Raw genomic sequence first — 6,975 nt, forward strand, 5'->3', positions numbered from 1 at the left:
TTCCTGCCCCGCCTTGGCAGGGTTCGGGTGCCGGCTGTACCGAGCATGACACTCAGGCAAACAACGGCGGATTATAGGGAAGCGCCTCTGGGCCTTCAACCGAACAACGCTCATTTGCTGTCGAATGGTGCGACTTTGCGACCAAAGGTGCAAGGATTGTCGACACTCGTACCCCAGCTAACTACATGACAGCGCCTAGCGTATGTGCTCGAGGATACCGTCGAGTTCATCCAGGCTCGAATAGCGAATCGTCACCCGTCCCTTGCCGCCACGGCCATGCTGAATCTTGACCGGCGCACCGAGTACTTCACCAAGCCGGGTCTCGAGGCGGGCTACGTCGGGGCTGGTTGCGGCCGCCTCTGCCTTCCTCGGCTCACCGTTCACCAGGCGCTTGACCAGGGCCTCCGTGTCGCGAACCGTCAGGTCCTTGTTGACCACCTCATGGGCGGCCTTGCGCTGCCTGGCACCGGAGAGTGCCAGCAGGGCCCGGGCATGCCCCATGTCCAGGTCGCCGCGTTCGAGCAGGGTCTGCACTTCCGGATCCAGCGTCAACAGACGCAGCAGGTTGGCCACCTGGGCACGGGAACGACCAACGGCATCCGCGACCTGCTGCTGGGTCAGCTCGAACTCCTCGAGCAGCCGCTTGAGCGCCATCGCCTCCTCGACGGGGTTGAGATCCTCGCGCTGGATGTTCTCGATCAGGGCCAGAGCCAGGGCCACTTCGTCGGTAACTTCGCGGATTACCGCTGGAATGGTGTCGAGTTCAGCCAGCTGGGCGGCCCGCCAGCGCCGCTCCCCGGCGATGATCTCGTAGCGCGCCTCGCCGATAGGCCGCACCACGATGGGCTGCATCACCCCCTGGGCACGGATCGAGTCAGCCAGCTCTTCCAGCGCTTCGGGCTGGATATCCCGGCGTGGCTGGTACTTGCCGCGAGACAGCTGGCCCACCGGCAAGCGCTCGAGCCGATCCTCGGCTACCACCGTGGGCGGCGGCTCGCCTTCCTTGAGTGCATCGATCTCGACCTCAGGCAGTTCGAGGCTCTCGCGGCGGCGGGCACCGGCACCGATCAGGGCATCCAGGCCGCGGCCCAGGGCGCGTTTTCGCGTCATTTATCTTCCCTCATCATCACAACGAGCAAGTATCGGCAAAGCGACGAACCGACGTTACAGCGACAGCCGACGTATCAACTCCTTGGCCAGTACCCGGTGGGCCTGGCTGCCTCGCGAGAAGCGCGCATACTTGGTCACCGGCAGCCCATGGCTCGGCGCCTCGGCCACGCGCACGTTACGCGGGATGGTGGTCTTGAGCAGGGCTTCGCCGAAATAGTCCCGCAGCTGCTTGCTGACGTCGCGGGTGAGGCTGTTGCGCGAGTCGAACATGGTGCGCAGGATACCGTAGATGGCCAGTCCCGGGTTCACCCGATCCTTGATCTGCTCGACGGTATCGAGCAGTGCCGAGAGCCCCTCGAGGGCATAGAATTCGCACTGCAGGGGGATCAGCACGCCATCGGCTGCGGTCAGGGCGTTGACCGTCAGCATGTTGAGCGACGGCGGGCAGTCGATCAGCACCACGTCGTATTCACCGGCGACCGGCTTCAGGGACTCGATCAGACAGCGCTCGCGACCTTCGTGGCGATCGAGCAGCTCCACCTCGGCAGCGGTGAGATCACCGTTGCCCGGCAGCAGGGCGTAGCCGGCCGCGGGGCAATCCAACATCACCTCCAAAGCGCTCTTGTCGCCCAGCAGCATGTCGAGCACGCTGCCATCCAGGCTGTGCTTGTCGATACCGCTGCCCATGGTGGCATGACCCTGAGGATCGAGATCGACCAGCAGCACGCGACGGTCCAGCGCCGCCAGGCTGGCGGCCAGGTTGACGGCGGTGGTGGTCTTGCCCACGCCGCCCTTCTGGTTGGTCAAGGCGATTATCTGGGTCACGGGCGACATCCTTGCGTCGATGGCACGCTCACCGGCGGCCAGGGTTGGAATCGGATCGCTCGACGATCAACAGCTGACGAACTCCCGTCGTGAAGGGAACCGTCAGGCCATGACGCTCACGGATCACCACCGCGTCGGGCAGCCCGGCCAGCTCGTCATCCACGGCGGGACCCTTCATCGCCAGCCAGCGCCCTGTGGGCGAAGGCAGGTGCCGGGTCAGCGACACGAAGTCGCCGAGGCTGGCAAAAGCCCGGGAGACGACTTGGCCGTAACCTCCTGCGGGTGGCTCGAAGGACTCCACCCTAGCCTGCACCGGCGTGACGTTGCCGAGTCCGAGTTCCATCACCGCCTGACGTTGAAAACGCACCTTCTTGCCGTTGCTGTCGAGCAGCGTGACCGCAAGCCGGGGCTTGAGGATCGCCAGAACGAGCCCCGGGAGCCCCGGCCCCGACCCCACGTCGAGCAGTGGTTCGTCGGTGACGAAAGGCAGCACGGCGGCACTGTCGAGCAGGTGCTTGGCCACCAATTCCTCGGGTGAGCGTATCGCGGTGAGGTTATAGGCGCGATTCCACTTGTGCAACAACCCCACCAGGTCCAGCAGCTGCTTGCGCTGGGCCGACGTTGCGACTACGCCCAAAGCCTCAAGGCCCTGGTCGAGCTGTGTTTCTACCGCTGTGGTCGAGTCCGTCGTCATCCGTTGGCCACTCGGCTGTCGTCAAGCAGTCGACGCTTCTTCAAGTGAATCAGCAGGATGGAGACCGCCGCCGGGGTGACACCGGCAATACGTGACGCCTGGGCCAGCGTGGCCGGTCGCGCTTCTCCGAGCTTCTGGCGGATCTCGTGGGAGAGCCCCTCGACTCGGTCATAATCGAGTTGGGCCGGCAGCGGCGTGGCTTCGTGCCGCTTGAGACGATCGATCTCATCCTGCTGGCGGTCGATGTAGCCCTTGTACTTGGCCTGGATCTGCACCTGTTCGGCGACTGCCTCGTCGCTCACCGGTTCGCCGCCCACCTGGGCAAGATCGCCGTAGCTCAGCTCCGGACGCTTGAGCAGGTCCATCAAGCTGTACTCCCGAGAAAGCGCCTTGCCGGTCTTCTCCGCGATGGCATCGGCAGCCGCGGTACCGGGCTGCACCCAGGTTGCCGCAAGACGGGCGCTCTCGCGTTCGATGGCCTCCCGCTTGGTGGCGAAAGCCGCCCAGCGGCCCTCGTCGACCAGGCCTAGCTCGCGGCCGGCCTCGGTAAGGCGCAGGTCGGCATTGTCCTCGCGCAGCAGCAGGCGATACTCGGCCCGCGAAGTGAACATGCGGTAGGGCTCCTTGGTGCCCATGGTGATCAGGTCATCCACCAGCACCCCAAGATACGCCTCGTCCCGCCGCGGCCACCAGGCTTCCAGCTCCCTGGCGCGGCGGGCCGCATTGAGCCCGGCGAGCAGGCCCTGGGCGCCGGCCTCTTCGTAACCGGTGGTGCCGTTGATCTGCCCGGCAAAGAACAGGTTGTGGATAAATTTCGTTTCCAGCGAGTGTTTCAGATCCCGGGGATCGAAGAAATCGTACTCGATGGCGTAGCCGGGCCGGGTGACATGGGCGTTTTCCAGTCCGGGGATCGAGCGTACCACCTGCAGCTGCACGTCGAAGGGCAGCGAGGTGGAGATGCCGTTGGGATAGAGCTCGTTGGTGTCGAGCCCTTCCGGCTCGATGAATATCTGGTGGCTCGCCTTGTCGGCAAAGCGGTGCACCTTGTCCTCGATCGAGGGGCAGTAGCGCGGACCGACCCCCTCGATGACGCCGGAATACATCGGTGAACGATCCAGGTTGGCCAGGATGATCTCGTGGGTGCGCTCGTTGGTATGCGCGATATGGCAGCTCACCTGCCGCGGATGCATCTCGCGACTCCCCAGGTAGGACATCACCGGAGTGGGGGTATCACCGGGCTGCTCTTCGAGCACCGAGAAATCGACGTTCTTGGCATCGAGTCGCGGCGGCGTGCCGGTCTTGAGCCGATCGACCCGGAACGGCAGTGCTCGCAGACGCCTGGCCAGGTCATTGGAGGGCGGATCCCCGGCACGACCGCCACGACTCTGGTCGAGGCCGATATGGATCACGCCGCCGAGGAAGGTTCCGGTGCAGAGCACCACCGTTTCGCCGAGGAAACGGATACCGGTCTCGGTCACCACGCCACGCACGGTGTCGCTGTCGACGATCAGGTCACCGGCGGCCTGCTGGAACAGCGTCAGATTGGGCTGATTTTCCAGCATGCCGCGAATGGCTGCCTTGTAGCGGACCCGGTCGGCCTGGGCTCGTGTCGCCCTCACTGCCGGTCCCTTGCGTGCGTTTAGTACACGGAACTGGATACCGCCCAGGTCAGTTGCCAGGCCCATGGCACCACCCAGGGCATCGATTTCCTTGACCAAATGACTCTTGCCGATCCCGCCGATGGCGGGATTGCAGGACATCTGTCCCAGGGTCTCGATGTTGTGGGTCAGCAACAGGGTCTGACAGCCCATGCGAGCGGAGGCCAGGGCGGCTTCGGTTCCCGCATGGCCGCCGCCGATGACGATGACGTCAAAGCGGTCGGGGTAATCCAAGGTGCACCTCATTGCGCTTCTGCGCGGATATTGCGTAGGGGATGAAAATCAGCCTGGCAGTATAAACCTCCTGTGGGTAAGCGTCAGGGGTTTTCCACACCACGTCATCCGGGAGACCTTGATCTTCCAGGTTTCTATAAAATAAATAGAATGATTTAAAGGTAGTTCTGTTGATGTTGTTACTACTAGTGTGGACAAAATCTGTGGGTAACTGACTAACCCCTTTATTTTTCAGTACTCTGGATTGTTGACTAGTGGCGTGGAAAGGGGCGTGCCTCCTGAGGGCTACCGGTGACGAGCCTGTGGATGAAATGCAAAGTTACGCACAGGTGGAATCCTGCACCGCTTGTCCACCGCCGGCTACCTGCCTTGTCACCATGGCTGTGAACAAGCTGCTTGATGATTAGACAATGCCCCTGCGGCGGGGCTTGCAGAGCGAAAAAGCAGCCTGCGGGAAAAATTTTTTCCCCAGCCCGCAAAAAGCCCCCTCGATAACCCCACAGGGCCTTTTCAACGCTTTCATCAAGCAAAGCTGTGCTGTTTCAGTGCTTGAGCACCCGCGACAGGAAGCTCTGAGTGCGCTGATTTGCCGGAGAGTCGAACACCTGCTTCGGCGGGCCTTCCTCGACGATTTCGCCTCGATGAATGAAGATCACCCGGTCGGCGACCTCCCTGGCGAAGCCCATCTCGTGGGTCACGATAATCATGGTCATGCCCTCGCGGGCCAGCTCGCGCATGGCATCGAGAACCTCGCCGATCATCTCGGGATCGAGTGCTGAAGTAGGCTCGTCGAACAGCATCAGTCGCGGCTCCATGGCCAGTGCCCGGGCCAGGGCAACGCGCTGCTGCTGTCCCCCAGACAGCTGGCTGGGGTACTTGGAGGCCTGGTCGCTGATACCGACCCTGTTGAGCAGCCGCTCGGCCGTCTCGGTGGCATCCGCCCGGTTCCAGCCGCGCACCTTCATGGGTGCCAGGGTCACGTTGTCCAGCACGCTGAGATGCGGGAAGAGATTGAACTGCTGGAAGACCATACCCACCTCGGTACGAATTCGCTGCAGTGCCTTGCTGCTCTTTCCATCGGGTACCAGTTCATTGCCGTCGACCTCGATGTGGCCCTGCTGGAACTCTTCCAGGCCGTTGATACAGCGGATCAGTGTAGACTTGCCGGAACCGCTGGCGCCGATGACGACGACGACTTCCCCGGGCTTCACCGCCAGTTCGATGTCCTTCAGCACGTGCAGGTCGCCAAAGTGCTTGTTGACTCGCTCGATGCGTACGATGGGATCGGATGTGGACGCTGTCATGCAAAGCTCCCTTGCTTCTCTTTATTGACCGACCAGGCCCCTGCGCTCAAGCATGCGCAGCGCGATGGACAGGCTCCAGGTAATGGCCAGATACATCAGCGCCACCATGAAATAGACCTCCAGGGCGGTAAAGGTCGTGGCAATGTAGATCTGGCCCTGGCGCACTAGCTCACCGACGCCGATCACCGAGAACAGTGAAGTATCCTTGATGCTGATGATGCCCTGGTTGCCCAGCGGTGGAATCATGCGTCGAAATGCCTGGGGCCAGATGATGTAGCGAAACGCCTGGCTGCGAGACAGGCCGAGTGAAAGGCCCGCCTCCCGCTGTCCCCGTTCGATGGATTGCACGCCCCCGCGCACCACTTCCGAGATGTAGGCACCGGAATTCACCGCAATGGCGGCGATACCGGCGGTAAGGGCATTGATGGGGCCGCCCAGCAGTTGGGGCAGGCCGTAGAAGATGAACAGCACCTGAACCAGGATGGGGGTCCCACGAAACACCTCGATATAGAGAATGGCGGGCCAGCGCAGCCAGCGTATCGGGCTGATGCGCAACAGGCCGAAGAAGATGCCGATGAAGAAGCCGATGGCAAGGCCACCGAAGGAGATCAGCAGTGTCCAGGGAATGCCTGGCAGAAGATGGGGGATTGAGCGGAACGCTGCCGCCCAGTCGAATTGAAAGGTCACTTCCACGGGTGTCACTCCAGAAACTCAGAGGCTGAAACGTAGACGCAGGCGGGGCCGGGGGTCTTGCCACCCGGCCCCGCTGAATGGGCCGATCAGCCCTGGGAGATCATTCGTCGTCGGGGGTTTCGCCGAACCACTTCTCGTAGATCTCGTCGTAGGTGCCGTCATCCTGCATCTCGGCGAGGGCCTCGTTCACGGGTTCTACCCACTGGCTGCCCTTGTGGAAGACGATGCCGTACTGCTGGCCTTCGTAGAGGGGGCCGACGACCTTGGTACGGCCCTCGCCACGGGTCTGGGAAAAATAGGAGACGTTGGGGGCGTCATAGAAGGCGGCGTCCACGTTACGTCCCAGCAGCGCCATGTACATGTCGCTGTTGCCCGGGTAGGGGGTGATGTCGGCACTGTCGCCAAGGGTGTCCTGCAGGAAGTCGTAGCTGGTGGAACCAATGCGGGTGGCGACAGA

Annotated in this window: 6 protein-coding genes and 1 pseudogene; all 7 read right to left on the bottom strand. The window is 62.7% G+C overall.

Translation table 11 applies throughout. The annotated features are described in order from the left end of the window. Positions 1 to 195 precede the first annotated feature (195 nt). Positions 196 to 1,110 carry a ParB/RepB/Spo0J family partition protein gene (locus tag LOKO_RS18425; protein WP_066452131.1) on the bottom strand — a complete coding sequence of 305 codons (915 nt, stop codon included), beginning with the start codon at positions 1,108 to 1,110 and terminating at the stop codon, positions 196 to 198. A gap of 54 nt (positions 1,111 to 1,164) precedes the next feature. Further along, positions 1,165 to 1,935, bottom strand: a complete 771-nt coding sequence (locus LOKO_RS18430) for a ParA family protein (protein WP_066452132.1) — start codon at positions 1,933 to 1,935, stop codon at positions 1,165 to 1,167. Between the two features lie 28 nt (positions 1,936 to 1,963). Continuing rightward, positions 1,964 to 2,629, bottom strand: coding sequence for a 16S rRNA (guanine(527)-N(7))-methyltransferase RsmG (gene rsmG / locus LOKO_RS18435; RefSeq protein WP_066452133.1), 666 nt, complete (start codon positions 2,627 to 2,629; stop codon positions 1,964 to 1,966). Further along, a complete protein-coding gene (gene mnmG, locus LOKO_RS18440; RefSeq protein ID WP_066452134.1) occupies positions 2,626 to 4,521 on the bottom strand; it encodes a tRNA uridine-5-carboxymethylaminomethyl(34) synthesis enzyme MnmG in 1,896 nt (631 codons plus the stop codon). The genes rsmG and mnmG overlap by 4 nt, the downstream gene beginning before the upstream one ends. Before the next feature lie 542 nt (positions 4,522 to 5,063). Beyond that, positions 5,064 to 5,825 (bottom strand): amino acid ABC transporter ATP-binding protein, encoded by a 762-nt coding sequence (locus LOKO_RS18445; protein ID WP_066452135.1) that lies wholly within the window; start codon positions 5,823 to 5,825, stop codon positions 5,064 to 5,066. 21 nt (positions 5,826 to 5,846) lie between these two features. Further along, positions 5,847 to 6,518, bottom strand: coding sequence for an amino acid ABC transporter permease (locus LOKO_RS18450; protein ID WP_066452136.1), 672 nt, complete (start codon positions 6,516 to 6,518; stop codon positions 5,847 to 5,849). A gap of 100 nt (positions 6,519 to 6,618) precedes the next feature. Further along, positions 6,619 to 6,975, bottom strand: a pseudogene (locus tag LOKO_RS19070) (transporter substrate-binding domain-containing protein); the annotation flags it as partial.

Source organism: Halomonas chromatireducens (assembly GCF_001545155.1).
Taxonomy (GTDB): Bacteria; Pseudomonadota; Gammaproteobacteria; order Pseudomonadales; family Halomonadaceae; genus Halomonas; species Halomonas chromatireducens.

Excerpts from the sequence above, each read along its gene's own strand:
- LOKO_RS18425 (WP_066452131.1), bottom strand. The coding sequence starts at position 1,110 with ATGACGCGAAAACGCGCCCTGGGCCGCGGCCTGGATGCCCTGATCGGT.
- LOKO_RS18445 (WP_066452135.1), bottom strand. The coding sequence starts at position 5,825 with ATGACAGCGTCCACATCCGATCCCATCGTACGCATCGAGCGAGTCAAC.
- rsmG (WP_066452133.1), bottom strand. The coding sequence starts at position 2,629 with ATGACGACGGACTCGACCACAGCGGTAGAAACACAGCTCGACCAGGGC.